The following is a 26,138-nucleotide window of genomic DNA, read 5'->3' as shown; positions in this document are numbered from 1 at the left end:
TCACCCGTTGCGGAGGTCGGGGACACCGGTCGGGTGCCCGGAGGGACAGGGACCGCCGCCCAGCAGGAAGGTGCCGAACGACTTCATGCCGAACGCTCCCGCCGCGGCGACCCCGAGACCGGTGAGCACGAGCAGTGCCGGTACGCCGGGGAAGTCGAGCAGGGAACGGGGCCTGGTGCGGGCGGAGGCGACCGGCGTGACCGGCTTCGACGGTGGGGTCACGCCCGCGACCGGAGGCGAGCCCAGGGCCGGCGGTGGCGCGTCGGCCGCGGGCGGCACCACGGGCACGATCGGGGCCGGTGCGTCCGGCGGTGTCGAAGCCCCTGAGGCGGAAGCGTTTGCGGCGGCCTCGGTGTCGCCCACGACGACCACCATCTTGCGCAGCGGGTTGAGCAGCGGCACGAGTTCCTTGGGCAGCAACGGGGCCAGGACGCCGTCCAGGATTCCGCCGAGGCCGAGCCTGGTGCGCAACGCCAGCACGTCGACGGTCAGGGTGAGACCGCGGCTGGTGGACGTCGCCGCGGTGCCTTCGAGCTTCGTCGCGGCCGTGGGCCAGGTGAGGGTGATCCCCAGCGGTTCCAACGCCTTCAGCAGTCCGTCCGGTGGCGCGTCCGGGGCCTTGACCGGGAACTTCTGGCCCAGCACGGTGAACTCGGCGATCGAGAACGTGCTCGTGCCGCTGCCCTTGCTGCCGTCGCTGACGGCGACGGACTCGAACTTCACGCCCGACAGCACGACCAGGCCGGCCAGCAGCGTGATCGTCTGCGCGGACGTGACGGCGGTCGAGCGGGCCTCGGACGCGCCCGCCGAACTGACGCTGCTCGACGACAGGCCGTCGGCGGTCAGCAGGAACGGCACCTCCTGCTTCGCACCCGCGTAGGACTCGGCTTTCGCGGCTCCCGCGGTGGCCTTCATGCCCGGCTGGGACTCATCCGCCGGGCCGCCGGGGTAGGCGGCGTTGGCCTGCACCGGGTAGGCGAAGCCGAGCAGCTGCGGCAGGCCGGTGCCGACGGCCGCGCCCGGCCACAGCGAGCTGGCGACCGAGCGGCCGATCGGGCCGGAGCCCAGTTCCGTCCGGGTGTAGGAGAGGTGCGCCTCGCCCTGCGGTTCGGCCGGCACCGGGATCAGGTCGGTGTGCAGCAGCACGGACACCGGCGCGGCGTGGGCGGTCAGCGTGAACCCGCCGATGTCCGCCCTCGCGGCGGGTGCCGGGGACAGCAGGAGGAGCAGCAGGACGAGCGCGTACCTCATGACGTCCCTCCGAAGTAGACGGTGGCCAGGTCGTTGTCCGCGGAGATCTCGCCGTGCGTCATCACGACGACCTGGTCGGCGACGGCCGATGCGGTCTCGGCGAACTGCTCGACGATCAGCATCGTGACGCCGGACCGCGCCAGCTCCCCCACGACCTCGTACAGCTCGGCGACGATCACCGGGGCGAGGCCCATCGAGAGCTCGTCGATCACGAGCACGGCCGGGTCGGTGACCAGCGCGCGGGAGAACGCGAGCATCTGCTGCTCGCCGCCGGACATCGAGCCCGCGAGCTGCCCGCGGCGCGCCTTGAGCTTCGGGAAACGCTGGTAGACCAGCTCGGCGTCCCCGCGCATCAGCCTCAGGTTCTCCGCCACGGTCAGGTTCGGGAAGATCGCGCGGCCCTCCGGGATCGTGCACAGGCCGGCGCGGGCGAGCTCGTCCGGCGCGGCGTCGTTGACGTGCACCCCGCCCAGGTGGACGTGGCCGGAGGTGGCCCTGATCTGTCCACTGAGGACCTTGACCAGGGTGGACTTGCCGGCGCCGTTCGGGCCGAGCAACGCGGTGACGGTGCCGCGCGGCACGTTCAGCGACACCCCGCGCAGCACCTCGATCCGGCCGTAGCCGGCGTGGACGTCCGTCAGGTCGATCATCCGAGGTACGCCTCCCGGACACCCTCGTGCGCGCGGACGACGTCCGGTGTGCCGGAGACCAGCAGCCGTCCCAGGTTCAGCACGTGCACGTGGTCGCAGTAGCCCATCACGAGGTCCATGTCGTGCTCGACCAGCACGACCGAGCGGCCCTCCGCGCTCAGTTGCCGCAGCAGCTCCCCGAACGCGTCGGTCTCCGCCCGGTCGAGGCCGGACGACGGTTCGTCCAGCAGCAGGAGGCGTGGATCGGTGGCGAGCGCGCGAGCCAGTTCCAGCAGGCGCGCGGCACCGGTCGGGACGGTGTCGGCCTGGTTGCCCGCGAACTCCGCGATCCCGACCCGTGCCAGCAGCTCCTGGGCCAGCTTCGCGGGCCTGCGGCGGCTTTCCAGCGCCACCACGACGTTCTCCCAGACCGTCAGCGACCCGAAGACCTCCAGCCGCTGGAACGTCCGCGCGACACCGAGCCTCGACCGCTGGTGCGGCCCTCTGGTGGTGATGTCCTCGCCGTCGAGCAGCACCCGTCCGGCCGTCGGCTTGCGCAGCCCGCTGATCACGTCGAACAACGTCGTCTTGCCCGCCCCGTTCGGTCCGATCAACCCGGTGACGCCGGGTTCGACGGTCACCGACACGTCGTCGACCGCGGTCACCTCGCCGAAGCGGACCGTCACGCCCTCCACCCGCAACGTGCTCATGCGCGCCGCCGGGACCAGGCCCGGAAACCCCAGCTGACCAGCCCGTTGGGATCGCGCGCGAGCCCGGCCGCCGCCACGCCGAGCAGCACGACCGCCACTCCCGCGAACGCCGGGAAACCGCTCTGCAGCACGGGGAGCAGCATCAGCAGCACCCCGCCGAGCAACGCCCCCGACACCGACGTCACGCCCGCGATCACCGCGAACAGCAGCAGGGGCAGGTTGTTGAACAGCTGGAAGTCGCTCGCCGCGACGGTCTCCCGCAGCTGCGCGAACAACCCGCCCGCCAGCCCCGCGATCGCCGCAGACAGGGAGAACACCCAGACCCGGATCCAGCGCACGTTCAGCCCGAGCGTCGCGCACGCCGCCGAGCTGTCCTTGACCGCGATCATCCGCCGCCCGAGCCGTCCTCTCCTGACGGCCAGCACACCGACGCCGACCAGGAGGAAGACGGCCGCGGCCAGCAGCAGCTGAGCGGTCGCCGACTCGACCAGCTTCGGCACCTGCAGGCTGCCCCGCACGCCGAACGCGATCGGCGACTGCAGCACAAGCTTGTCCATGAGCTGCGCGAACCCCAGCGTCGCCAGCGCCAGGTACAGCCCGCTGACCCGCAACGCCGTCAGCGCGATCACCGCCCCGACCACCGCCGCGACTCCGGCGCCGATCAGCAACGTCACGGGCGACGGGCTGCCGAGCCGCGCCACCGTCACCGCGCCCACGCCGACGAACGTGAACTGCCCCAGCGACACCACACCGCCGTACCCGGTGAGCAGCACCATCGACAGCAGCACGATCCCGAACACCAGCGCCAGCGCGAGCTGCCCGGCCACCACCGGGTCCACCAGCAACGCCAGCACGACGACCACACCCGCGAACAGCCCGGCGGCCACACCGGTCGTCAGCGCGGTCGGCACGGCGACACCACGCGATCCCTGGACACCACCGATCCGCAGCGGCGACTGCGGCATCGCGAGCAGCACCACGAACAGCAGAAGGGCCGGAATCGCCGCCCGGAAGGAGATCCAGAACGGCGACGACGGCAGGTACGCCACCGCGTACGACTGCACCAGCCCCAGCCCGAGCGCGCCGGCGAACGTCCACGGCAGACTCCGCAGCCGCCCCACCAGCGCGGCCGTGTACGCGGTGATCACGAGCAACGTCATCGTCACGTAGTCGAGCTGCACGACCGGCGTGAGCAGGATCCCGCCCAGCGCCGCCAGCGCCGACCCGATCGCCCAGCTCAGCGCGGACAGCCTGGTCGGCCGCGTCCCGTAGAGCGCGGCCAGCTCCGGCGCGTCGACGCAGGCCCGCATCGCGAGCCCGGTCCGCGTCCGGTTCAGCAGCGCGTACAGCCCGCCCGCGACGAGCACCGCGCAGGCCAGCGTCACCAGGTCGTGCCCGCTGACGAACGACTGCCCGACGTGGATGCCGAGCTGGTCGAGGAACGGCCGCACCGGACGCGCCTGCGGCGGCCACAGGACCTGCGCCACCCCGATCAGCCCGACCAGCAACCCGACCCCGGCCACCAGCGTGATCCCGACCGGCGCCCCCGCGAGCCGCCGCATGACGAACCGCTCGACCACCAGCCCGAACAGCGGCGCGCACACACCGACCACGAGCAGCAGCGCGAGCCACTGGGGCAGGCCGCGGTTCTCGGCGAGTTCCCAGTAGAGGAACGCCATGACCATGCCGATCGCGCCGTGGCCGACGTTGAAGACCTTGGACGTGCTGTAGGTCAGCACGAGGCCGCCGGCGACGACGGCGTACGCGCCACCGGTGACGAGACCGAAGATCGTGTAGGCGAGGAGGGCGGTCATCCGCCCACCCCCGTGTCGATCAACGTGCCGCACGAGTACCCGGACGCCGGGGCCAGCCGCGACCACGTCCCGCCCTTCAGCCGCACCAGCGTCATGCAGGCCGAAGTCCGCTTCCCGCCGACGTCCTGCGGCGCGACCATGCCCTCGGCGGTGAAGTCGTGCACCCCGCGCACCGCCTCGATCATCGCCTTGCGCGTCAGCTGCGGCCCGACCTTCGCAGCCGTGGTCACGAACAACCGGGCCGCCGCCCAGGCGAACATCCCGAAGTAGGAGGGCGCGGCACCCGGCGCCACCCGTCCCAGCCATTGCTTGTACAGCGCCACCTGGGCGTTCGACTCCTCGAACAGCGCGCCGTTCGTGTAGACCACGGTCCCGTCGACCGCCGCACCGCCCTGCTTGACGTACTGCGGGTCGTACGCGGACGGGTCCGTGATGAACGCCTCCGGCGTGTACCCCTGTTGCCGCATGGCCTGCTGCAACCGCACCGCGTACTGCGCCGAGCCGATCCAGTACACGATCTTGGTGCCGGTCTCCTTGAGCTTCGCCACGTACGGCGCGTAGTTGACGTCGGTGATGTCGATGGCCTGCGAGTAGACGAACCTGATCCCGCGCGCCTCGGCCGCCTTCTGCATGCTGCGGGCGTTCTGCGCGCTCGCGTCGGCGTTGAGGTACAGGTAGGCCGCGGCACCGATGCCGCCGGGGAAGCTCGACTTGACCAGGTCGGGACCGGCCGAGGACACGAGGTTCACGACGTTCGACGCCACACCGAAGCTCACGGGCGTGCGCTGGCGTTGTGCCGTGACGGTCGAGGCCCGCAGGTCCGGTATCCCGCAGCCGGCCGCCGCGGGTCCACCGCCCTGGTCGAACGCCGACATCGAGCCGACCAGCGCGAAAGCCTGTTCGCAGGCCTGGGAGGTGGCCTGCTGGTCGCCTCCGCTGTCGGTGCGGGAGTCGAACGAGACGAGCTTGAGCTTGCGCCCGCACACCGAGCCCTGAGTGGCGTTGAAGTACTCGACGAACGCCTTGGTGGCCTGCTGGGCCGACTGGAAGATGCCGGGCACCGGGCCGCTGATGTCGGAGATGTTGGCGATCGTGATCTCGCCGGCCGTGACGCCCTTGTCCGTGGCGCCGCCGGTGCCCTGGCAGCCGCCCGCGATGCTGCCGGGCGGGTTCGGCAACTTGTCGGGCTGCTGCGGGTTCGCGGCACCCGGTTGCTCCGCGGTGCCTTCGGAGACCACACCGTCCTCGCCGGTCACCGCACCGTCCTGGGTGCCGGCCGACCCTCCCTGCGGCACGACGAGCGCTGCGCGCTGGTCGTCGGTGAGCCTGCTTCCGCACCCGGCGATCAACGCGCAGATCGTCAGTGCGATCAGAGCGGTCCTGCGACGCATGCGCACTGACGCTAGAGCTCTGCATCCATCCAGGTCTACGCAGCTTCTAGAACGCGTTCTACATGCAAACAATCGCCTGGAAATCCGTCACCAAAAAGCGGTCACCTCGTTATGGGCGACCGCGTCAAGGAACACGTTCTACTTACGACGGCGGCAGCAGTTCCGGACGGCGCGGCCGGATCACGTCACCGGACGACTCGCCGCGCACTCGCCGCATCACCCACGGCACTACGTGCTCGCGCGCCCACTTCCAGTCCTCCGCGCGCCGGACGCGGCGGTCGACCAGCGGGGCCATGCCCAGCACGGTCCGCTCCAGCGAGTGCGGGACACCGAGGGCGTCGAGAACGGAGATCGCGACCTCGGCGTGCCCGGCCGAGTTGAGGTGCAGCCGGTCCGGCGACCACATGCGGCGGTCGCGCAGCTGACGCATGTTCCACATGTCGCCCAGCACGCACGCGTGTTCGGCGGCGATCGCGCGCACGTGCTCGTTGTAGATGGCCACGCGACCACGCATCTTGCGGAACACCGGGTCGTCACCACCGTCGACGCCGGTGAAGAGGATCACGCGCGCGCCCGCGTTGGTCAGGCGCGCGACGGCCGCGCGGTAGCGGCGCATCAACGCGTCGATGTCCACCTTGGGCCGCATGAGGTCGTTGCCGCCCGCGTAGAGCGAGACCAGGTCCGGCTTCATCGCCAGCGCGCGTTCGAGCTGCTCGCCGAGCACCTGCGGCAGCAGCCGGCCGCGCACGGCCAGGTTCGCGTAGGTGAACTCGGGGTCCGCCGCCCCCAGCACGTCGGCGACGCGATCCGCCCAGCCCCGCACACCGTTCGGACGACCAGCGTCTTCGTCGCCCACACCTTCGGTGAACGAGTCCCCCAACGCCACAAAACGCTTGCTCATGCTCACGACCCTATGACGGGCATTCGGAGCAGACGCCGCGGGGGTTGCGGCCGCTTCGATAACGTTTCGGTAACGGCGACGTCTCGAACTGAGGCGGCTTCCCATTCCTGGCCGTATTCCCGTTCGTGCGACTCCCCATGGACTTGGCGAAACCGACGCGACTGATGGTCGCGCTGGCAGGCTGTGCGCTGGCGGTGCTCCTGAACACCGGAACCGCTGCGGGGCAGCCCTCGACGCCGTCCACCCCCATCTCCACGCCGCCGCCGGACAGCGGCGGCAAGGGTGACGAGATCGTCCAGACGCAGTGGGGGCCCCTCGGACCGGCCGACCGGGACTTCATGAACCGCGTCAAGCAGGCCGGGTTGTGGGAGAAGCCCGCGGGCGAGAAGGGCAAGGCCAAGCGGGCAGACCAGCCCAAGATCCAAGAGGCCTGCAAGCACCTCATCGAGGGGCACACGCTCCTGGACAACGTGGTGAACCGGGCGGGCGTTCTGCTCGGCCACACGTTGCCCACGGAGGCCTCGGACGAGCAGAAGGGCTTCCTCGCCGAGATGGACGCGGCGAACGGCGACGAGTTCGACGCCGTCTTCGCCAACCGGCTCCGCGCGGCGCACGGCAAGGTCTACGCCTACGCCGCGCAGATCCGGGCCGGTACCAAGAACGAGCTCATCCGCATCCTTTCCACGCAAGCGATGATCACCGTCTTCGACCACATGAAGGTGCTCGAGGAGACCGGTCGCGTCGACTTCGCCGGACTGGAATCGCCCCAGCCGCTCGCGCCTCCCCCGCCCGCCGGCGATTCCGGGACCCCGGAACCGACGGGCGACCAGGCGGCCGAGCAGTCGGCCAACCCGACCGACGGCGTGATCCCGACCGTGCCGCAGGGCACCAGGTTCACCCGCACCGCCGAGCAAGGCGTGTTCGGGGACAACAACGGCGTCTTCTTCGGCGCCATCGGGGTGCTCGCGCTCGCGCTGGTGGGGATGCGAATGATATCCCGGTCGAAAAAGTCACGGCGGAAATCTCGTTCGTACTAATCAAAACAGCACACCCAGGTTCATCCAGAAGATAGCGGCCCCATACCGCCGTCAGCTTCACCATGCCGTTTTATCGGACTACCACGAGGTGGCAAATGGCTATTCACCGGAGGAAATCCACGATCTGGCTCACCGCCGCCGCGGCGGCGATGGCCGTGGTCGCGGGCGGTGCCGCGGTGGTGGCCATCAGTTCTTCTGATGGCGCCGCGCTCGCCGACGGTCCGGACAAGAGCTTGTTCGTCGACATCACCAAGGTGAAGCCGAACGTCAAGAAACCAAAGCCGGAGAACGACGCCACCACAGGCACGTTCACCGTCGACTGCGGCCGGAACGAGAACGGGCACTTCAACCCGGACAACTTCATCGCGCAGCCTGGTGTCCGCAACGGTGCTCAGCACCTGCACGACTACGTCGGCAACCTCTCGACGAACGCGGACTCCAACAACAAGTCGCTGCAGGCAGCGGGCACGACCTGCAAGAACGGTGACAAGTCCGCCTACTTCTGGCCGGTCGTCCGCATCACCGACGAGGAGCCGGAGGAGGCCGCACCGCCCGCGGAGCAGGCCCCGCCGAAGAAGGACGACAAGGCCCAGCAGGACAAGGACAAGGCGGCCAAGGAAGCCGCCCAGCTCGAGTGCCCCGACGTCGCGTCGCTGCTGCCCGAGGACGTGCCGGACGCGGCCCAGGCGGAGATCGACCGCGAGCTCGAGAACATCGAGAAGGTGACCGCCGAGGCCGAGAAGAGGCTCGAGCAGGTCAAGGCCCAGGACCGCGACAACATCATCGTCGGCCCGACGCGCGAGAAGCGCGCCGCGATCCTGAACCGGATGATGCTGGCGTTCAGCCGCCAGGGCAAGCAGGCTCCCGACCTGAACCCGGCCGCCGCGTGTGCGGTGAAGGACAAGGCCGCGGGCGAGGAGGGTCTCGACAACGGCGGCGAGAACGCCGAGGCCGCGCAGGCCGAGGGCACCGAGGACAAGAAGAACCAGAACAACCCCGAGGAGAACGCGAACAACGAGCTCGAGGGCAACGAGGGCGAGATCCAGCGTCCGGCCGTCGTCGACCTGACGTTCCGCGGCAGCCCGACCGGCAAGGTCGTCGCGATGCCGAAGTTCCTCCGCGTTCTCTACGGTGACGCCAAGGCCGGCCAGAACGGCCCGAAGAACGCCAAGGCGTCCTGGACCTGCACGGGCTTCGAGGACAAGGTCCTGATGGACAAGTACCCGATCTGCCCGCAGGGCTCGAAGGTCAAGCGCGTGCACGACTTCCCGAGCTGCTGGGACGGCAAGAACATCGACTCCGCGAACCACCGCGACCACATCGTGTTCCCCGACCAGAACGGCAAGTGCAAGCAGGGCTTCAAGGCCGTTCCGCAGCTGCGCATCTCCCTGACCTACAACATCCCGCTCGACGTCCAGAAGGAAGGTCGCTACCTGGTCGACTCCTTCCCGGAGGAGGAGCACAACCCGCTCACCGACCACGACGACTTCGCGAACGTGATGTCGCAGAAGATCATGAACCGCCTCGTCAACTGCGTCAACACCGGCAAGAAGTGCCGCGAGTGACGCTTTGACCACGCAGTTCAGACAGGCGAAGTCCCCCGGTGCCCCTCCCGCGCACCGGGGGATTCTCGTTGTGCGGCTCGGCTTCGTTCACCACCGTGAACCTTGTTCCGGAATGATTGACCAGAAAGGTATAGACCACTAACACTGGCCGCATGGTCACCCGTTCCTGCACGGTCTTGATCGCCCTGCTCGCCTCGCTGCTGGTCCCGGTCACCGCCCAGGCGGCACCGGCGACGTTCGTCCATCCGGGAGTCGTGGTCTCCCGGCCACAGCTCGACTTCATGCGCACCAAGGTCCTGGCCGGCGCCCAGCCGTGGAAGACCGCCTACGACCGCATGATGGCGTCGAAGTACGCCGACCTGAACCGCACGCCGAAGCCTCGCGCCGTCGTGGAGTGCGGCCCGGTCAGCAACCCCAACAACGGCTGCACCGACGAACGCGAGGACGCGCTCGCCGCCTACACGCTGTCCCTGGCCTGGTACGTCACCCGCGACGTCAGGTACGCGACCAAGGCCATCCAGATCATGGACGCCTGGTCCGCCACGATCCGCGACCACACCAACTCGAACGCGCCGCTGCAGACCGCGTGGTCGGCCAGCAGCTGGCCCAAGGCCGCCGAGATCATGAAGCACGTCTACGGCACGTGGCCGGGCAGCGCCCGGTTCGCCACGATGCTGCGCACCGTCTACCTGCCCGAGATCCAGAACGGCCGCGCGAACACCAACGGCAACTGGGAACTCAGCATGATGGAGGCGTCGATCGGCATCGCCGTGTTCCTGGAGGACCGCGCGGCCTACGACAAGGCCGTGAGCATCTTCCGGACGCGCATCCAGGCGTTCATCTACCTGACCACCGACGGGGCGCTGCCGAAGACGCCGCCGGGCAGCGGCATCGACACCAGGGCCGAGATCATCTCGTACTGGCACAACCAGTCCACGTTCGTCGACGGCCTCACCCAGGAGACCTGCCGGGACTTCGCCCACACGGCGTACGGGCTCTCCGCCGCCTCGCACCTCGCGGAGACCGCGCGGCACCAGGGCCAGGACATCTGGGGCGAGATCAAGGACCGCATGCGGCACGCGTGGGGCCTGCACACCAAGTACCAGAACGGCGAACCCGTGCCGTCGTGGCTGTGCGGCGGTTCCTACAGCCGTGAGCTCGGGCCGACGCCGGAGGTCAGCTTCAACGCCCTGAACACCCGGCTGGGCGTCGCGATGGCGAACACCAAGCTCTACACCGAGTCGAAGCGTCCACACGGGACCGACAACCTGTTCATCGCCTGGGAGACGCTGACTCACGCAGCCAACCCGTCGTAGGACCGACTAGCGTGCGCTCATGACCGATACACCGGACGTGAAGCCACGCAGCCGCGACGTGACCGACGGCCTGGAGCGCACCGCCGCGCGCGGCATGCTCCGGGCCGTCGGCATGGGCGACGAGGACTGGGAGAAGCCGCAGATCGGCGTGGCCTCGTCGTGGAACGAGATCACCCCGTGCAACCTGTCGCTGGACCGGCTCGCGAAGGCGTCGAAGGACGGCGTGCACGCGGCCGGCGGCTACCCGCTGGAGTTCGGCACGATCTCCGTGTCAGACGGCATCTCCATGGGCCACGAGGGCATGCACTTCTCGCTGGTCTCCCGCGAGGTGATCGCCGACAGCGTCGAGACCGTCATGCAGGCTGAGCGCCTCGACGGCTCGGTGCTGCTCGCGGGGTGCGACAAGTCGTTGCCCGGCATGCTGATGGCGGCGGCACGGCTCGACCTGGCCAGCGTGTTCCTCTACGCGGGGTCGATCCTGCCGGGCCGGGTCACGCTGACCGACGGCACCGAGAAGGAAGTCACGATCATCGACGCGTTCGAGGCCGTCGGGGCCTGCTCGCGCGGCCTGATGAGCCGTGAGGACGTCGATCTGATCGAACGCGCGATCTGCCCCGGCGAGGGCGCGTGCGGTGGCATGTACACCGCGAACACCATGGCGAGCGCGGCCGAGGCGCTGGGCATGTCGCTGCCCGGCAGCGCCGCTCCCCCGGCCACCGACCGGCGCCGCGACGGGTTCGCGCGCCGCTCCGGCCAGGCCGTGGTCGAGATGCTCCGCAAGGGCATCACGGCGCGGCAGATCATGACGCGCGAGGCGTTCGAGAACGCGATCGCCGTCGTGATGGCGTTCGGCGGCTCCACGAACGCGGTGCTGCACCTGCTCGCCATCGCGCACGAGGCCGGCGTCGAGCTGTCGCTGGACGACTTCAGCCGCATCGGCGCGCGCGTGCCGCACCTGGCCGACGTGAAGCCGTTCGGCCGGCACGTCATGACGGACGTCGACCGCATCGGCGGCGTGCCCGTGGTGATGAAGGCGCTGCTCGACGCCGGTCTGCTGCACGGCGACTGCCTCACCGTCACCGGCCGCACGGTCGCCGAGAACCTCGCCGACATCAACCCGCCCGACCCGGACGGCCTCGTGCTGCGCGCGCTCGACAAGCCCATCCACCACACCGGCGGCATCACGATCCTGAAGGGCTCGCTCGCCCCGGAAGGCGCCGTGGTCAAGTCGGCGGGCTTCGACTCGGACGTCTTCACCGGCACCGCCCGCGTGTTCGACCGCGAGCGCGCCGCCATGGACGCCCTGGAGGACGGCACCATCACCGCGGGCGACGTCGTGGTCATCCGCTACGAGGGCCCCAAGGGCGGGCCGGGCATGCGCGAGATGCTCGCGATCACCGCGGCGATCAAGGGCGCGGGCCTCGGCAAGGACGTCCTGCTGCTCACCGACGGCCGGTTCTCCGGCGGCACGACGGGCCTGTGCGTCGGGCACGTGGCACCGGAGGCCGTCGACGGCGGTCCCATCGCGTTCGTGCGCGACGGCGACCAGATCACGCTGAACGTCGCTTCCGGGACGCTCGACGTGGACGCGGACCTCGACAGCCGCCGCGAGGGCTGGGCGCCGCTGCCTCCGCGCTACCAGCGCGGCGTGCTCGCCAAGTACGCCAAGCTGGTCGGCTCGGCCTCGCGCGGAGCCGTCTGCGATTAGGTCCCCCACTTGGCTGAACTGCCAGGCGAGCGCGGGTCACCCGGTCGGTGGGTGACCCGCGATCCGCCCGCCGAGGTGGGTACTTGGCCTGCACGAACAGACAGCCAAGGCGGAGGGACGAAGACGATGATCGACCAGGCGCACGTTGAGGCCCTGTACGACTGCGACGTGATCGACAACCGGGGCGAGAAGATCGGTTCGGTCAAGCAGGTCTGGCTCGAAGACGGCACTGGCGCGCCCATGTGGGCCGAGGTCCACACCGGACTGTTCGGGATGAAGGAGAGCTTCGTCCCGATCCAGCAGGGCCAGGTGGCGGGTGGCGCGATCACCGTTCCCGTCAGCAAGGAGCAGGTGAAGGACGCGCCGAGCGTGCGCCCCTCGGACGACCACATGTCGGACGAGGAGCAGCAGGCGCTCTACCGGCACTACGGGATGATCCCGCAGGCCAAGACCGGTGAGCACGACCGGCTCGGCGGCGGCCGGGACGGCAGGCACGGCAGGAACGACTCCGCAGAGGTCACCCTCTCCGAGGAGAAGCTCGACGTCGACACCCGCAACGTCGAGGCGGGCCGGGTGCGGCTGGTCAAGCACACGGTCACCGAGCAGCGCAACATCACCGTGCCGGTGACGCACGAGGAGGTCCGGGTCGTCCGCGAGCCCGCCCAGGGCAAGCCGGGCAAGCCGTTCGCCGACGAGCAGGCGGAGGTCACCCTGCACCGCGAGGAACCGGTGGTGCAGAAGCGCACGGAGGCGGTGGAGCGGGTCCGGCTGGAGAAGGACTCGGTCACCGAGCAGCGGGACGTCAAGGGCGAGGTGCGCAAGGAACGCGCCGAGGTCGAGCGCGACGACGAACCGCGCCGCCGCCGCTGACCGAAGGTCGAGCGAACCGCCCGCCACTTCCGTCGGCGGGCGGTTCGCGGCGTTCCGGCACGGGATCCCGCCCGGCCGCCCAACTCGAAGGCGGCCGCGTTTCCCGCGACGAGGTCGCTGCGGGCACGGCGGTTCTCGCCGCGGGCGGCGGCTACGACGCGATCTTCCAGGCCGGCCACCGACACACTGCTCGCGATCAGCGACGAGGACGGCGACGGCAGGCTGAGCCTGGACGACTGGCTGGCCGCAGGGTGGCTACGGCACTCCGCCGGCCGTCGCCCAGGAGTCGTTCCGCCTGCTCGACACCGCCGGCAGCGGCTACCTGACGCGCGCCGAGATCTCGGTCGCGGCCAGGACGTACTTCACCAGCACCGACCCGAGCCGCGGGCAACCGCCTCCACACCCCGCCGGCCTGATCAGTACAGGCCGTCGAGAACCTCGGCGTAGCGCCGCTCGATCTCGCGGCGGCGCGGCTTCAGCGACGCGGTCAGCAACCCGTCCTCGACGCTGAAGTCGTGCTCCAGCACCGCGAACCGCTTGATCGTCTCGTGCCGCGCCAGCTGGGCGTTGACCGTCTTGATCGCGTTGCCGACCTCGGCCTCCGCGTCGGTGAGCCCGCCGGCGGTGTCCGCGTCGAGCGTCACGAGCGCCACGCAGTACTTGCGCCGGTCGCCGTGCACGATCACGTTGCTGATGTACGGCGACGCCGCGTTGATCATGCTTTCGATCCGGGTCGGCGCCACGTACTTGCCGCCCGAGGTCTTGATGAGCTCCTTCTTGCGGTCGGTGATCGTCAACCGGCCCGCGTCGTCGAGCTCGCCGATGTCGCCGGTGTGCAGCCAGCCGTCGACCAGCGACTCGGCGGTCGCGTCCGGCCGGTTGTGGTAGCCGCGCATGACGCCGGGGCCGCTGAGCAGCACCTCGCCGTCTTCGGCGATCTTGACCTCCATGCCGGGGATCGGCGGGCCCACGGTGCCGATCTTGATCATGCCCGGCCGGTTGAAGAACGTCGCCGCGGACGACTCGGTGAGCCCGTAGCCCTCCAGGATCGTGATGCCGGCGCGCTCGAAGAACTCGGCGATCTCCGGGGCGAGCGGGGCCGAGCCCGACACGAAGTAGCGGATCCGGCCGCCCACCCGGTCGCGCAGCTTGCGGTACACCAGGCGATCCGCGAGCCAGCGCGTCGCCGGGCCGTGGTCGCGGTCGGCCCACCGGAAGATCTTCTCGGTGACCCCGCCCTTCTCCCGCGCGCCCGCGACGATCCGGCCGTGGATCTTCTCGAAGATGCGCGGCGCGGCGGCCACGATCGACGGCCGCAGCTCGCCGAGGTTGTCCACGATCCGCTCGACGCTGCCGTCGACGGCGGTCGGCACGCCCGCGGCGATCATCGCCATCGTCAGCACCTTGCCGAACGCGTGCGAGAGCGGCAGCCACAGGAAGTGCAGGTCCGTCGGCTGCAGAATGCCCAGGGACGCGATGGCCTCCGCCGTCGTCAGCCAGTTCTCGTGAGTGAGCTCGACACCCTTGGGCGTGCCGGTCGTGCCCGAGGTGTAGATCAACGTCGCCAGGTCGTCCGGCGCCAGCCCGTCGATCAACGCCTCGTAGTCGCCCGAACCCCGGGGCACCGAGCCGAACCGCAGCACCTCGACGCCGTCCGGCACCATCGCGGCGTGCTCGTCGGTCTCCACGACCACGATCCGGCTACCGGAGTCGCCGATGACGTGCGCGATCTCCGCGGCCGTGCTGTTCGGGTAGATCGTCGTGGTGGCGCCCCCGGCGGCGAGCACGGCGAGGTCGGTGACGATCCACTCGATGCTCGTGCGGCCCATCAACGCCACGCGGTCGCCCTTGCGCAGGCCCTCCCCGGCCAGCCCGAACGCCTCCGCGGCCACCCGTTCCTGCAGCTCGGACCACGTCAGCGAGACCCAGCCACCGTTGTCGCGGTACCGCATCGCCTCGGCGTCGGGCGTGCGTGCGACACGATCACGCAGCAGGCCGGGAATCGACAGCGCCATTGCTTCTCCCCTTCTCTGGAGCGTCGCTCCAGAGCGGTACTCTAACCCTCGTGTCCGACCGACGACAGTCTCTCCTCGACGCGGCGCTCCAGCTCGTCGGAGAAGGCGGCCTCGACGCCGTCACGATCGCGGCCCTGACCGAGCGGTCGGGCATGTCGAACGGCAGCATCTACCACCACTTCGGCAGCCGCGCGGGCGTGTTCGCGCAGCTCTACGCCGACAGCTACGCCCGCTGCGTCGCCGCGATGCTGCCCGCCCTGCAGGCCGGGACGGCCTCCGAGGGGGTGCGCGGCCTGACGCTGAGCTACCTCGACTGGGTCATGGCGAACCCGGACCGGGCGCGCTTCCTCTACGCCGCACCGGACCACGCCGACCCGGCCGCCAAGATGGCGGAGTTCGCGCCGGTGCTGGCCTGGTTCCTCGACCGGATGGCGTCCGGCGAGCTGCGCACGGTGCCGCCGTGGGCACTGGAGCCCGTCGCGATGGGGCCGGCGCACGAGTCGGTGCGCCGGTTCCTGCTCGGGGTGTTCGACCTGGCCCAGGCGCGCGAGATCGTCGCGGACGCCGTGTGGGCCGTGCTGAAGCCCTAGTCCTCAGCGGGCTTCGGCGCGGGAAAGACGAGATCGCCGTGGACGACGCCCAGCTGGACCACGGTGCCGCTCACCTTCCCGCGGAACACGTTCACGCCCTGCTCGTGGACCTGCACGTGCTCTTCGACCTGTTCCTCGTCCCCGGTCATGATCGCATTATGCCGTAGAACAGGTGTTCGATTATGCTGCGATCCATGCGCCAGGGATCACTGTTCGACCTGGACGCGGAGCCGGAACTGGCTCCGCTCGCCCCGCGCCGCACCGAGCTCGGCCACGGCGCGTGGATCGACGTCCAGCCCGGCTGGCTCGCGGGCGCCGACGCGCTGTTCGACCGGCTGGTCGACGAGGTGCCGTGGCGTGCCGAACGCCGCCAGATGTACGACACCGTGGTCGACGTGCCGCGCCTGCTCTGCTTCTACAGCGGCGCCCTGCCCTTCGACGTCCTCACCACGGCCCGCGACCGGCTCAGCAGGCACTACCTGGCCGAGCTGAAGGAACCGTTCACCACCGCCGGCCTCTGCTACTACCGCGACGGCCGGGACAGCGTGGCCTGGCACGGCGACACGATCGGCCGCGGCCAGACCGAGGACACGATGGTCGCGATCCTGAGCGTCGGCACGCCGCGCGCCCTGCTGCTGCGGCCACGCGGTGGCGGCGAGACGCACAAGTACGCGCTGGGGCACGGCGACCTGCTCGTGATGGGCGGCTCCTGCCAGCGCACCTGGGAGCACGCCGTCCCGAAGACCTCGAAGGTCGTCGGGCCGCGGATCAGCGTCCAGTTCCGCCCGCGCGGAGTCCGCTAGTGGTGTGACTCGGAAGGTTGCCGGGGGAATTCGCGGTCAGACGGGTGCATCGTGGTGCCGCCCCCACGCCCTCATACTGGACGTATGGGGGCGTGGGGGCGGTGCCGCGAGGCGCCCTGCTGAGCGTGGATCACCTCGCCAACGTTCCGAGTCGCGCCACTCGCGACAAGTTCCTCGGACACCTGCCACACGCGCCGGGCCTCGTCGGCGTCGCGCAGCCGGCTGTAGAGGGCCTGCTCGGCGGGCGGCCCGCTCAGGTGACCGAAGCGGCTCGGACCGTAGAACACGCCGGCTTCGGGCGCGGTTGCGGCGAGCAGGGCCGGGAGCTGTGCGGACTCGACGGTGCCGAGGACGCCCACCGATGACAGGCCCCGGATCGCGCGCACGCTGAGCGTGTCGCGGGCGCGGCCCACCTCAGGACGGGCGGCGAGCAGGTTGGTGGGCGCGACGCCGGGGTGGGCGAGGTTGCTCGTGATCCCCCAGCCGCCCGCCTCGCTGCGCCGCGCGAGCTCGAGGCCGAACAGGCCGAAAGCGATCTTCGACTGACTGTAGGCCTTGCCGCCGCTGTAGGAGCGTTCCCAGTTCAGGTCGTCCCAGTTGATGGCGTGGTGATTGGCGGCGATGCTGATCTGCGACGTCACGCGGGCGCGACCGGCCTTGAGCAACGGCAGCAGGTGCCCGACGAGCGCGAAGTGGCCGAGATGGTTGGTGCCGAACTGCAGCTCGAACCCGTCCGCGGTCGTCTGCCGTTCGGGCGGGGTCATGACGCCCGCGTTGTTGACGAGGACGTGCACGGGCTTGTCCTCCGCGAGCAACGTCTCGCTCAGCGCGGCGACCGACGCCAGTGAGGAGAGGTCGAGGGAGCGCAACGACACATCGGCATCCGGGGTCCGCCGGCGGATCGCGGCGATCGCGGCCTCGCCCTTGCGCTGGTTGCGGACGGGCAGGACGACCTCGGCCCCGGCCGACGCGAGCCGTCCCGCGATGCCGAGCCCGACGCCGTCGCTGGCGCCGGTGACAACGGCACGTTTGCCGTACAGGTCCGGGATCTCGATGTCGAACTTCCTGCTCATCGCGCACTCTCCTGCTCGTCGTGGTGTGTTCCTCCACAGTGGCCGGATCGGCGCGCCCGCATCCAGGACCTCTCGCTCCGTGGCTACGGCAGCGCGTGCACGTTAGAAACAGGGAGACGAAAGGAGCCGCCGTGATCGATCGAGCCGGTCTGGCCGCGTTCCTGCGCCACCGCAGGGAGGCGCTGCAGCCCGAGGACATCGGCCTGCGGCGCGGGCCGCGGCGGCGGACCAGCGGCCTGCGCCGCGAAGAGGTCGCCGCCCGGTGCAACATGTCGGCGGACTACTACGCGCGCCTGGAACAGGAACGCGGCACACATCCGTCCGAGCAGATGATCGCGGCGATCGCGCAGGGCCTGCACCTGTCGCTGGACGAGCGCGACCACCTGTTCCGGCTCGCCGGGCACACCCCGCCGTCGCGCGGCGCGATCAGCGAGCACGTCAGCCCCGGCCTCGCCCGGATCTTCGACCGGCTGCACGACACCCCGGCCGAGATCGTCACCGAACTCGGCGAGAACCTGCGCCAGACGCCGCTCGGCGTCGCGCTCACCGGCGACGCGGCGCGGTACACCGGCCCGGCCAGGAGCCTCGGCTACCGGTGGTTCACCGACCCGGCGTCGCGCGCGCTGTACGAACCCGCCGACCACGAGTTCCTGGGCAGGATGTTCGCCTCGGGCCTGCGCGAAGCCCTCACCCGGCGCGGCCCCGGCTCGCGGGCCGCGCGGTACGCCGAACTGCTGCTCGCCCGCAGCGAGGAGTTCCGCAGGCTGTGGGACGCCCAGGAGGTCGGCATCCGTTCCAAGGAGGTCAAGCGCTTCGTCCACCCGGGCATCGGGGCGCTGGAACTGCAGTGCCAGACGTTGCTGGACCCCGACCAGCACCATTACCTGCTCGTCTACACGGCCACGCCGGGCACCGAGAGCTACGAGAAGCTGCAGCTGCTGTCCGTCGTCGGAGCCGCCGCGCCGGCGGGCTGAGCACGGCGACAGCCGCGTTCAGCACCGCCGGCACACAGCGGACTCGGATCAGATCACGTCCACGAACACCGGGTTGGCGTAGAACCAGAGGTCGGCCCACGGGTCCGAGTTGGCGATCTCGTCGATCATCGGGTCACCGGACGAGGTGAGCCGCTTGCCGTCGCTGCCCCGCAGCCGCAGGTAGAACGACCGCTCGACGTTCTTGAAGGTGTACGTGAACCGGATCTTGCCGGTGCGCGGCACCTCGAACGTCTTCGCGACGGTGGTCTCCGGCGCGAGGAACCGGTCGCGGTCGGCGGACGGACCGGTGACCGGGCCCGAGATCAGGTCGACCTTGGCCAGCACCGGCCTGGCGCCGGAGAAGTTCGGGCCGGACGCGCGGTCGACCTCGATGGTGACCTCGACGTCGCTGCCGCGGCGCACGAACGTCCGCCCGCCCAGTGTCACGCCGCGCAGGTCGTCGCGCGAGCGCACGCGCAGCCGCAGGCCGTCGATCAGGCGGCCGTGCACGGTCAGCACCTTGCCGGCCTGCAGGCCGCGCATGATGTCCACGTAGGACTTCGACCGGGAGCCGACGATGTTCGAGCCGTACTGGCCGGGGAAGAAGTCGCCGTAGGTGGTCTGCTTGACGCCCGAGTCGATCGGCGCGCCCTTCGAACCGGTGGTGGCGTAGTCCTGCTTGCCCGGCGTGAGGGTGTCGTTGAAGACCTGGTGCACGTCCGAGTTCGCGGTGATCCACCACGGGCGTCCCTCGGCGAGCAGGGAGTCCCACAGGCCACCGACCTTGGCGGTCATCCAGTCGAAGCCGCCGTGGGTGCGGTAGGACTCCGGCGGGTAGCCGGGGAACGACTCCGGGCCGGGGGCGGCCGTGTCGTAGTAGCCGCGCGCACGGCCGGAGCCGCCCAGGGACTTCGGCATGCCGGCGGCCTGGTGGCCGGGCGCGCCCTCCATGCCGACCGCGACACCGGGAGCCGCGTCACGCCAGCCGCGGATCTCGTGCGGGCTGTCGACGCCGCGCCGCGACGGGTGGTTCGCGAACATCAGCGCGATCTCGGTCCGTCCGGAGAGGACCTGCGCCTCCAGGTACCGCAGCGCGGCCAGGGCGAGCGACTCGGAGTTGTTCGCGATGCGGCCGTCGTAGGACAGCTCGAACGCCTTGAGGATGTCGACGGTGTTCTTGCCGGGCGGCATGAACACGGTGGCGTGCTCCGCGCCGGGGATGTTCCACTCCAGGCCCTGGTAGACCAGCACGTCGCGCTGCGACCGGCGGACGCGTTCGATGTCGGGCGTGATCTGGTCGATCGAGAACTTCTGGTGCGCGACGCCGCCGTGGTCGGTGATGACGATCCAGTCGAGGCCGAACTCGTGCGCCTTCGCGACCTGCTGCGCGATCGTGTACTGGCCGTCGTCGGAGTACTGGGTGTGGATGTGGTGGTCGCCGGCGTACCAGCGCTCACCGCCGCCCCAGGGGTTCACCGGGACGTGCGCCTCGGCCTTGCCGCTACCGGCGGCCACGGCGACACCGGCGGCACCGGCCGCGATGCCGAGGCCGACCAGGAACTTGCGGCGCTCGACCGACGACGGGCGGTCGTCCGCGGGGTCGAGCCAGCTGCCCTCAACCGGCTCTACCTCGTGGTGGTGGTGCGCGTGATCACCGTGCGGGTGATCGTGAGAGTGGGACATGCGCAGATCTCAACCGGTCAAGCTGTCCAGGCGAACGAACGGCAGATGAACCCTTGTGCCGGGACGTTCATTCACACGGCCTGGACGGCCAGCAGAGCGAGGTCGTCGTGGTCGTCCCGGTCCAGCCACTTGAGCACGGCCTGCTCGCAGTGCCGCGCGATCTGCTCCGCCGACTGGCCCCGGCACTCCCCGAGCACCGCCCGCAGACGCTGCTCGCCGAACAGCTCCGTGCGGTTCGTGTGCGCGCGGGCCTCGGTGAACCCGTCGCTGTACAGGACCAGCGTGTCCCCCGGCGCCAGCGTGATCTGCTCGCCGGAGAACCGGACGTCCGCCAGGATTCCGACGATCGCCCCCGTGGCGCTCACCTCGTCCACCGTGCCGTCCGCCCGCAGCACCAGCGGCGCGGGATGGCCACCGGACGCGAGCGACAGCCGCGCTCCCCCGTCGGCCAGTGGCACCAGCTCACCGACGACGAGCGTGGTGAAGAGCTTCGAGCCGGTGGCGCGCAACGAGGTGTTCAGCAGGTGCAGCAGCCGCACCGGGTTCGTCTCGACCAGGGACAGCGCCTGCAGCGACTGCCGGACACGTCCGCTGTGGACCGCGGCCTCCAGGCCGTGCCCGCAGACGTCGCCCAGCACGAACGTCGCCGAGCCGTCCGTGCGCGGGTGGACGTCGTAGAAGTCGCCGCCGACCAGCGCCCGCTGGTGGGCGGGGATGAACACCGAGGCCAGCGTCACACCGCGCACCTCGGGCAGTGGCAACGGCAGCAGAGCCGACCGCAGCACCTCGATCGTCCGCTGCTGCTCCGTCAGCTTCGACGACGACTCCAGCGCCACGGCGGCGTGCTTGCCGAACAGCCGGATCCGTTCCACGTCGTTCGGCTCGAAGTCGCCCTTCCGCACCACGACCAGCGCACCACCGACGCCCAGCGGCACGGCGAGCGCGCAGCCGAAGTCCTCCGGCACACCCCAGCTACCTTCACCCAAAGAGGTGATCCTCATCAGGCTGGACGTGCCGGTCAGCACCTCGGAGATCTCCGAGGCACGGCGAGGCGTGCGCGTGACCGTGGGCTCGCCGCCGTCGCAACGCCACCACTCCAGGCGGTCACGGGTGGCCGGCACGACGGCGACGCAGTGCTCGCCCAGCAACTCCGCCGCGAGCTGCACGATCGTCTTCAGGGTCAGGTCGCGCGACCCGCCGCCGGCGAGCCGCAGATGCGCGTGGTCGAGCGTGGAGTCCGTGAAGTACCAGGCACTCCAGCCGTCGCCGAGGTCGTGCCGGCGGCCCGCGGCGTGCACGTCGAACTGCCCGCCGAGGCCGAGCCGGGGGAACCTGTCGGCGGCCGCGGCGTTGCGCACGCGCACGACCCCGGCGGCGTCCACGACGAAGACGGCTTCCCGCAGCCCGTCCACCAGGCGCTGCCAGCCGTCGAGGTCGATGCCCACGGCGCTGCTCATCCGCTCTTGTCCTGCGCAGACGGCCGGGTCATCACGGCCTCCTGCGGGTCGTTTGCGTGCATCGCGGCATCAAGTTACCTCGCTCCCAACCTAACGTGGCAGTCTTGGCTGCGACCACCGAGGCACGGAGGCTTGGAGTGACCACGGCCAACGAAGAGACGGACGCGACCCTCGAAAGGGTTCTCTCCGCCATGAGAGACCTGCGTGACGGCAACTTCCGCCGCAGGCTCGTCGTGCCGGGGAACGGGCCCGTGTCAGCGCTCGCGGACGTGTTCAACGAAATCGCGGAACGCAACCAGTGGCTCGCCGGCGAACTCGGCCGGGTCCGCCAGGCGGTGGGCCAGGAGGGCCGGCTGACCGAACGGGTGGCGCCCGCGGGCACCGCCGGTGGCTGGTCGCTGATCGCGGACTCGGTGAACGGCCTGGTCGAGGACCTGATGCGGCCGACGACCGAGCTGAGCCGCGTGCTGGCCGCCGTCGCCGAGGGCGACCTGACCAAGCGCATGTCGGACCAGACGCTGCGCGGCGAGTTCGCCACGCTCGGCTCGACGGTGAACGGCCTGGTCGACCAGCTGTCGTCGTTCGCCGACGAGGTCACCCGCGTCGCCCGCGAGGTCGGCACCGACGGCCGCCTGGGCGGCCAGGCGAAGGTGCCCGGCGTCGCCGGCACCTGGCGCGACCTGACCGACAACGTCAACTCGATGGCGAACAACCTGACCAACCAGGTCCGCAACATCGCCCAGGTCGCGACGGCCGTGGCCACCGGCGACCTGACCCAGAAGATCACGGTCGACGTCTCCGGCGAGATGCTGGAGCTGAAGAACACGCTGAACACGATGGTCGACCAGCTGTCGTCGTTCGCGGACGAGGTCACGCGTGTGGCCCGCGAGGTCGGCACGGACGGCAAGCTCGGCGGCCAGGCGAAGGTGCCCGGCGTCGCCGGCACGTGGCGTGACCTGACCGACAACGTGAACTTCATGGCGGACAACCTGACGACCCAGGTCCGCAACATCGCCCAGGTCACGACCGCGGTGGCGCTCGGCGACCTGACCCAGAAGATCACCGTCGACGCGCGCGGCGAGATCCTCGAGCTCAAGTCCACGATCAACACGATGGTCGACCAGCTGTCGTCCTTCGCGGACGAGGTCACGCGTGTCGCCCGCGAGGTCGGCTCCGACGGCCGCCTGGGCGGTCAGGCGCAGGTGCCCGGCGTCGCCGGCACGTGGCGCGACCTGACCGAGTCGGTGAACGTCATGGCGAACAACCTGACGACCCAGGTCCGCAACATCGCCTCGGTCACCACCGCCATCGCGCGGGGCGACCTGACGCAGAAGATCACGATCGACGCCCGCGGCGAGATCCTGGAGCTCAAGACCACCATCAACACGATGGTCGACCAGCTGTCCGCGTTCGCCGACGAGGCCACCCGCGTGGCCCGCGAGGTCGGCACCGAGGGCCGGCTGGGCGGCCAGGCGACGGTGCCGGGCGTCGCGGGCACCTGGCGCGACCTGACCGACAACGTCAACTTCATGGCGAACAACCTGACCAACCAGGTCCGCAACATCGCGCACGTCGCCACCGCCGTCGCGAACGGCGACCTGTCGCAGAAGATCACCGTCGACGCGCGCGGCGAGATCCTGGAGCTCAAGTCCACGCTGAACGTGATGGTCGACCAGCTCAGCTCGTTCGCCGAGGAGGTCACCCGCGTCGCCCGCGAGGTCGGCACCGACGGCCGGCTGGGCGGTCAGGCCCGCGTGCAGGGCGTCGCCGGCACGTGGAAGGACCTGACCGACAACGTCAACCTGATGGCGGACAACCTGACCAACCAGGTCCGCAACATCGCCGCCGTCGCCACCGCCGTCGCGAACGGCGACCTCTCGAAGAAGATCACCGTCGAGGCGAAGGGCGAGGTCGCGGCCCTCGCCGAGACGCTGAACGGCATGGTCGACACGCTCCGCGCGTTCGGTGACGAGGTCACCCGCGTCGCCCGCGAGGTCGGCACCGAGGGCATCCTGGGCGGCCAGGCCCGCGTGTCCGGCGTCGCCGGCACGTGGAAGGACCTCACCGACTCGGTGAACTTCATGGCGGACAACCTGACCAACCAGGTCCGCAACATCGCCCAGGTCACCACCGCCGTGGCGCAGGGCGACCTGACGAAGAAGATCGACGTCTCGGCCCGCGGCGAGATCCTGGAGCTCAAGACGACCATCAACACGATGGTCGACCAGCTCAGCTCGTTCGCCGACGAGGTCACCCGCGTCGCCCGCGAGGTCGGCACCGAGGGCAAGCTCGGCGGCCAGGCCGAGGTCGACGGCGTGGCCGGCACGTGGTCGAAGCTGACCGACAACGTCAACCAGCTCGCCTCGAACCTGACCACCCAGGTCCGCGCCATCGCCGCCGTCGCCACCGCCGTGACCGCGGGCGACCTGACCAGGCAGATCACCGTCGACGCGTCCGGTGAGCTCGCGGAGCTCAAGGACAACGTCAACCAGATGATCGCGAACCTGAAGGAGACCACGCGGGCCAACCGCGAGCAGTACTGGCTCAAGACCAACCTGGCGCGCCTGTCCGGTCTGATGCAGGGCCACCGCGACCTGCGCGCGCTGGCCTCGTTGATCATGAGCGAGCTGACGCCGCTGGTCAGCGCCCACCACGGCGCGTTCTTCCAGATCGACGAGGACGAGTCCAAGCAGACCCTGGAGCTGACCGCCACCTACGGCTTCCGCCTGGACTCCGCCCGCACCACCCGCGTGGCCATGGGCGAGTCCCTGGTGGGCCAGGCGGCCCTGGAGAAGAAGACGATCCTGGTCAGCGACGTCCCCGGCGGCTACCTCACCGTCTCCTCGGCACTCGGCGAGTCGGCCCCGGTGAACCTGGTGATCCTGCCGATCCTGTTCCAGGGCGAGACCCTCGGCGTGATCGAGCTGGCGTCGCTCAACGAGTTCTCCGACGTCCACCTCGACCTCCTGGACCAGCTGAAGGAGGCCATCGGCGTCAACGTCAACACGCTGCTGGCCAACTCCCGCACCGACGCCCTGCTGGTCGAGTCCCAGCGCCTCACGACGGAGCTCAGGGCCGGTTCCGAGGAGCTGGAGGACCGCGCGCGCCAGCTCCAGACGGCCTCGAAGTACAAGTCCGAGTTCATGGCCAACATGTCCCACGAGCTCCGGACGCCGCTGAACTCGCTGCTGATCCTGGCCAAGCTGCTCGCCGACAACCTCGACGGCAACCTCAACCCCAAGCAGGTCGAGTTCGCCCGCACGATCCACTCGTCCGGCTCCGACCTCCTGCAGCTCATCAACGACATCCTCGACCTCACCAAGGTCGAGGCGGGCCACATGACGCTGCACGAGGACCCGGTCCGCCTGGACGAGCTCGTCCGCTACGTCGAGACGCTGTGCCTGCCGCTGACGGCCGAGAAGAACCTCGAGTTCTCCGTGCGAGTGGACCCGAACGTGCCGGAGACCCTCCACACGGACGAACACCGCCTCCAGCAGATCCTCAGGAACCTGCTCTCGAACGCGGTGAAGTTCACCCACGACGGTGGCATCCGCCTGCACGTGCGCATGGACGACCCGTCCACCGTGGCGTTCGACGTGCACGACACCGGCATCGGCATCCCGGCCGAGAAGCTCGCCGTGATCTTCGAGGCCTTCCAGCAGGCGGACGGCACCACGTCGCGCAAGTACGGCGGCACGGGCCTGGGCCTCTCCATCAGCCGTGAGCTGGCGCAACTGCTCAACGGCGGGCTGCGGGTCCGCTCGGAGCCGGGCATCGGCTCGACCTTCACCCTGTGCCTGCCGCTGGGCAAGGTCGCCTCGGACACGATCGTCCTGCCGGAACCGGCCCCGATCGTCACCCCGGCGCCGGTCCTGGCCGCCTCCAGCTCGATCCGCTTCCACGGCGAGAAGGTCCTCGTGGTGGACGACGACCTGCGCAACGTCTTCGCGCTCACGAGCGTGCTCGAGCTGGTGGGCCTGGAGGCGATTTTCGCCGACAACGGCATCACGGGCGTGCGGGCCCTCGAGCAGTACGACGACGTGGCCATCGTCCTGATGGACATCATGATGCCCGAACTGGACGGCAACGCCACGATCTCGGCGATCCGCGCGATGGAGCGCTACGCCGACCTCCCGGTCATCGCCGTCACGGCGAAGGCCATGAAGGGCGACCGCGAGAAGTCGCTGGCCTCGGGCGCCACCGACTACGTCACGAAACCGGTGGACACCGAGCACCTCATCCGCCTGATCGCCTACTACCTGGGCGTGTCGGCGGAAGCCTGAGGTTGATGAGGGGAGCTTTCCTGAACCTGAGGTTGATGAAAGCTCCCCTCATCAACTTCGCGACGCGG

General features: G+C 70.1%; 20 protein-coding genes. 9 read left to right on the top strand and 11 right to left on the bottom strand.

All coding sequences use genetic code 11. The features are described 5' to 3' along the window. From AB0M48_RS27935 to AB0M48_RS27910, 6 genes are all read right to left on the bottom strand, one after another. Positions 1-1,251 (bottom strand): choice-of-anchor P family protein, encoded by a 1,251-nt coding sequence (locus tag AB0M48_RS27935; protein WP_363847361.1) that lies wholly within the window; start codon positions 1,249-1,251, stop codon positions 1-3. Continuing rightward, the gene (locus tag AB0M48_RS27930) at positions 1,248-1,901 is read right to left on the bottom strand and encodes an ABC transporter ATP-binding protein (protein ID WP_363847359.1); all 654 of its coding nucleotides are present in this window, start codon (positions 1,899-1,901) and stop codon (positions 1,248-1,250) included. Before AB0M48_RS27930 ends, AB0M48_RS27935 begins: the two co-directional genes overlap by 4 nt. Then, positions 1,898-2,590, bottom strand: a complete 693-nt coding sequence (locus tag AB0M48_RS27925; protein WP_363847357.1) for an ABC transporter ATP-binding protein — start codon at positions 2,588-2,590, stop codon at positions 1,898-1,900. Before AB0M48_RS27925 ends, AB0M48_RS27930 begins: the two co-directional genes overlap by 4 nt. Continuing rightward, the gene (locus tag AB0M48_RS27920; RefSeq protein ID WP_363847355.1) at positions 2,587-4,404 is read right to left on the bottom strand and encodes an ABC transporter permease; all 1,818 of its coding nucleotides are present in this window, start codon (positions 4,402-4,404) and stop codon (positions 2,587-2,589) included. Before AB0M48_RS27920 ends, AB0M48_RS27925 begins: the two co-directional genes overlap by 4 nt. Further along, positions 4,401-5,795, bottom strand: a complete 1,395-nt coding sequence (locus AB0M48_RS27915; RefSeq protein WP_363847353.1) for an ABC transporter substrate-binding protein — start codon at positions 5,793-5,795, stop codon at positions 4,401-4,403. The genes AB0M48_RS27920 and AB0M48_RS27915 overlap by 4 nt, the downstream gene beginning before the upstream one ends. 142 nt (positions 5,796-5,937) lie before the next feature. Further along, positions 5,938-6,696, bottom strand: a complete 759-nt coding sequence (locus tag AB0M48_RS27910; protein WP_363847351.1) for an SGNH/GDSL hydrolase family protein — start codon at positions 6,694-6,696, stop codon at positions 5,938-5,940. A 137-nt stretch (positions 6,697-6,833) separates the two neighbouring features. Here AB0M48_RS27910 and AB0M48_RS27905 point away from each other — a divergent pair, with 137 nt between their 5' ends. The 5 genes from AB0M48_RS27905 (at position 6,834) to AB0M48_RS27885 (ending at position 13,192) form a co-directional block, all read left to right on the top strand. Next, positions 6,834-7,733: a DUF4142 domain-containing protein gene (locus AB0M48_RS27905; protein ID WP_363847349.1), complete on the top strand. Its 900-nt coding sequence runs from the start codon at positions 6,834-6,836 to the stop codon at positions 7,731-7,733. 95 nt (positions 7,734-7,828) lie between these two features. Next, complete coding sequence (locus AB0M48_RS27900; protein ID WP_363847347.1) at positions 7,829-9,298, top strand: DUF1996 domain-containing protein; 1,470 nt, start codon at positions 7,829-7,831, stop codon at positions 9,296-9,298. Between the two features lie 152 nt (positions 9,299-9,450). Beyond that, on the top strand, positions 9,451-10,614 hold the full coding sequence (locus AB0M48_RS27895) for an alginate lyase family protein (RefSeq protein WP_363847345.1): 1,164 nt from the start codon (positions 9,451-9,453) through the stop codon (positions 10,612-10,614). Positions 10,615-10,633: 19 nt separating this feature from the next. Next, positions 10,634-12,322, top strand: a complete 1,689-nt coding sequence (ilvD, locus tag AB0M48_RS27890) for a dihydroxy-acid dehydratase (protein WP_319987804.1) — start codon at positions 10,634-10,636, stop codon at positions 12,320-12,322. 126 nt (positions 12,323-12,448) lie between these two features. Beyond that, the gene (locus AB0M48_RS27885; protein WP_363847342.1) at positions 12,449-13,192 is read left to right on the top strand and encodes a PRC and DUF2382 domain-containing protein; all 744 of its coding nucleotides are present in this window, start codon (positions 12,449-12,451) and stop codon (positions 13,190-13,192) included. 416 nt (positions 13,193-13,608) lie between these two features. Here AB0M48_RS27885 and AB0M48_RS27880 read toward each other — a convergent pair whose 3' ends face one another. Then, the gene (locus AB0M48_RS27880) at positions 13,609-15,207 is read right to left on the bottom strand and encodes an AMP-dependent synthetase/ligase (RefSeq protein ID WP_363847340.1); all 1,599 of its coding nucleotides are present in this window, start codon (positions 15,205-15,207) and stop codon (positions 13,609-13,611) included. A gap of 50 nt (positions 15,208-15,257) precedes the next feature. On the opposite strand from AB0M48_RS27880, the gene AB0M48_RS27875 reads away from it, so the two are divergent. Then, complete coding sequence (locus AB0M48_RS27875) at positions 15,258-15,797, top strand: TetR/AcrR family transcriptional regulator (protein WP_363847338.1); 540 nt, start codon at positions 15,258-15,260, stop codon at positions 15,795-15,797. Here AB0M48_RS27875 and AB0M48_RS27870 read toward each other — a convergent pair. Beyond that, positions 15,794-15,946: a hypothetical protein gene (locus AB0M48_RS27870; protein WP_363847336.1), complete on the bottom strand. Its 153-nt coding sequence runs from the start codon at positions 15,944-15,946 to the stop codon at positions 15,794-15,796. The two genes, AB0M48_RS27875 and AB0M48_RS27870, sit on opposite strands and share 4 nt — an antisense overlap. Positions 15,947-15,991: 45 nt before the next feature. Between AB0M48_RS27870 and AB0M48_RS27865 the strand changes: the two genes are divergently transcribed. Continuing rightward, positions 15,992-16,600, top strand: a complete 609-nt coding sequence (locus AB0M48_RS27865) for an alpha-ketoglutarate-dependent dioxygenase AlkB (RefSeq protein WP_363847334.1) — start codon at positions 15,992-15,994, stop codon at positions 16,598-16,600. Positions 16,601-16,671: 71 nt separating this feature from the next. Here the strand turns inward: AB0M48_RS27865 and AB0M48_RS27860 are convergent, their stop codons facing one another. Continuing rightward, positions 16,672-17,673, bottom strand: a complete 1,002-nt coding sequence (locus tag AB0M48_RS27860; protein ID WP_363847332.1) for an SDR family oxidoreductase — start codon at positions 17,671-17,673, stop codon at positions 16,672-16,674. Positions 17,674-17,804: 131 nt separating this feature from the next. On the opposite strand from AB0M48_RS27860, the gene AB0M48_RS27855 reads away from it, so the two are divergent. Beyond that, positions 17,805-18,647, top strand: coding sequence for a helix-turn-helix transcriptional regulator (locus tag AB0M48_RS27855; protein ID WP_363847330.1), 843 nt, complete (start codon positions 17,805-17,807; stop codon positions 18,645-18,647). Between the two features lie 48 nt (positions 18,648-18,695). Here AB0M48_RS27855 and AB0M48_RS27850 read toward each other — a convergent pair whose 3' ends face one another. After that, positions 18,696-20,330 carry a PHP domain-containing protein gene (locus tag AB0M48_RS27850; RefSeq protein ID WP_363847328.1) on the bottom strand — a complete coding sequence of 545 codons (1,635 nt, stop codon included), beginning with the start codon at positions 20,328-20,330 and terminating at the stop codon, positions 18,696-18,698. 71 nt (positions 20,331-20,401) lie between these two features. Then, positions 20,402-21,787 carry a PP2C family protein-serine/threonine phosphatase gene (locus AB0M48_RS27845; protein ID WP_363847326.1) on the bottom strand — a complete coding sequence of 462 codons (1,386 nt, stop codon included), beginning with the start codon at positions 21,785-21,787 and terminating at the stop codon, positions 20,402-20,404. 137 nt (positions 21,788-21,924) lie between these two features. Between AB0M48_RS27845 and AB0M48_RS27840 the strand changes: the two genes are divergently transcribed. After that, the gene (locus AB0M48_RS27840) at positions 21,925-26,070 is read left to right on the top strand and encodes a HAMP domain-containing protein (RefSeq protein ID WP_363847324.1); all 4,146 of its coding nucleotides are present in this window, start codon (positions 21,925-21,927) and stop codon (positions 26,068-26,070) included. Positions 26,071-26,138: the final 68 nt, after the last annotated feature.

Source organism: Lentzea sp. NPDC051208 (genome assembly GCF_040682435.1).
In the GTDB taxonomy this organism is placed as follows: domain Bacteria; phylum Actinomycetota; class Actinomycetes; order Mycobacteriales; family Pseudonocardiaceae; genus Lentzea; species Lentzea kristufekii.
This window is presented reverse-complemented; position numbering and strand designations above follow the sequence as displayed.

What these genes read in the sequence shown, in the direction of transcription:
- AB0M48_RS27935 (WP_363847361.1), bottom strand. Translation starts at nt 1,251, where the DNA reads ATGAGGTACGCGCTCGTCCTGCTGCTCCTCCTGCTGTCCCCGGCACCC.
- ilvD (WP_319987804.1), top strand. Translation starts at nt 10,634, where the DNA reads ATGACCGATACACCGGACGTGAAGCCACGCAGCCGCGACGTGACCGAC.
- AB0M48_RS27900 (WP_363847347.1), top strand. Translation starts at nt 7,829, where the DNA reads ATGGCTATTCACCGGAGGAAATCCACGATCTGGCTCACCGCCGCCGCG.
- AB0M48_RS27915 (WP_363847353.1), bottom strand. Translation starts at nt 5,795, where the DNA reads ATGCGTCGCAGGACCGCTCTGATCGCACTGACGATCTGCGCGTTGATC.
- AB0M48_RS27920 (WP_363847355.1), bottom strand. Translation starts at nt 4,404, where the DNA reads ATGACCGCCCTCCTCGCCTACACGATCTTCGGTCTCGTCACCGGTGGC.
- AB0M48_RS27885 (WP_363847342.1), top strand. Translation starts at nt 12,449, where the DNA reads ATGATCGACCAGGCGCACGTTGAGGCCCTGTACGACTGCGACGTGATC.
- AB0M48_RS27860 (WP_363847332.1), bottom strand. Translation starts at nt 17,673, where the DNA reads ATGAGCAGGAAGTTCGACATCGAGATCCCGGACCTGTACGGCAAACGT.
- AB0M48_RS27895 (WP_363847345.1), top strand. Translation starts at nt 9,451, where the DNA reads ATGGTCACCCGTTCCTGCACGGTCTTGATCGCCCTGCTCGCCTCGCTG.
- AB0M48_RS27865 (WP_363847334.1), top strand. Translation starts at nt 15,992, where the DNA reads ATGCGCCAGGGATCACTGTTCGACCTGGACGCGGAGCCGGAACTGGCT.
- AB0M48_RS27850 (WP_363847328.1), bottom strand. Translation starts at nt 20,330, where the DNA reads ATGTCCCACTCTCACGATCACCCGCACGGTGATCACGCGCACCACCAC.
- AB0M48_RS27880 (WP_363847340.1), bottom strand. Translation starts at nt 15,207, where the DNA reads ATGGCGCTGTCGATTCCCGGCCTGCTGCGTGATCGTGTCGCACGCACG.
- AB0M48_RS27925 (WP_363847357.1), bottom strand. Translation starts at nt 2,590, where the DNA reads ATGAGCACGTTGCGGGTGGAGGGCGTGACGGTCCGCTTCGGCGAGGTG.
- AB0M48_RS27870 (WP_363847336.1), bottom strand. Translation starts at nt 15,946, where the DNA reads ATGACCGGGGACGAGGAACAGGTCGAAGAGCACGTGCAGGTCCACGAG.
- AB0M48_RS27905 (WP_363847349.1), top strand. Translation starts at nt 6,834, where the DNA reads ATGGACTTGGCGAAACCGACGCGACTGATGGTCGCGCTGGCAGGCTGT.
- AB0M48_RS27930 (WP_363847359.1), bottom strand. Translation starts at nt 1,901, where the DNA reads ATGATCGACCTGACGGACGTCCACGCCGGCTACGGCCGGATCGAGGTG.
- AB0M48_RS27845 (WP_363847326.1), bottom strand. Translation starts at nt 21,787, where the DNA reads ATGAGCAGCGCCGTGGGCATCGACCTCGACGGCTGGCAGCGCCTGGTG.
- AB0M48_RS27910 (WP_363847351.1), bottom strand. Translation starts at nt 6,696, where the DNA reads ATGAGCAAGCGTTTTGTGGCGTTGGGGGACTCGTTCACCGAAGGTGTG.